At 67.9% G+C, this 725-nt stretch carries 1 protein-coding gene; it reads left to right on the top strand.

Annotation, left to right across the window (positions count from 1 at the left end; genetic code table 11):
- The coding region (locus GWK61_RS59155; protein ID WP_194922351.1) for an LLM class flavin-dependent oxidoreductase at nucleotides 1–725 on the top strand (725 nt) is incomplete at both ends.

The following is a 725-nucleotide window of genomic DNA, read 5'->3' on the forward strand; positions in this document are numbered from 1 at the left end:
GTATCAGGTGGTCGGGGCCAAGCGTGGTCCGGCGCCGGCGCATGACATCCCGATCTGGATCGGTGCACTCAAGCCGCGGATGCTGCGGTTGATCGGGGAGAAGGCCGACGGGTGGCTGCCGAGTCTGTTCTATTTGCAGGACGGCGATCTGGAGCGTGGGCAGCGGGTCATCGACGAGGCTGCGGTGGCGGCGGGGCGGGATCCTCGGGAGATTCGCAGGCTGCTGAATATCTCGGGGTCGTTTTCGTTGCAGGGTCAAGGGTTTTTGCAGGGGCCGCCGGAGCAGTGGGCTCAGGAGTTGCTGCCGCTGGCTGTGGGGTCAGGTGTCAGTACATTCATTCTCGCCAGCGACGATCCGCGGGAGATTCAGACGTACGCCGAGGAGGTCGCGCCGCGGTTGCGGGAGTTGGTGCAGGCGTCGCGGCAGGCAGCCGGGACGGCTGGGACCGCTTTGATCGCCGACGAGGAGGTGGTGCGCAGCCCAAAAGCCCTGGAGCTTCGGCGTAGCGGGATCGCTTACGACGCGGTGCCGGTGTCGTTGAGGCGGTCGGCGGTCGAGCCCGGGGACAAGGAGTACGAACGGGTTCGGTCGACGTACGTGCGGAGCGGTTCGCCGGGGTTGGTGCTGCGGCCGGAGTCGGCGCAGGGAGTGGCTGACGCGCTGGGGTTCGCACGGGAGCAGGGGGTTCCGCTGGCGATACGCAGCGGGGGGCACAGTATGGCGG

The organism is Catenulispora rubra, assembly GCF_015356825.1.
Classification (GTDB): Bacteria; Actinomycetota; Actinomycetes; order Streptomycetales; family Catenulisporaceae; genus Catenulispora; species Catenulispora rubra.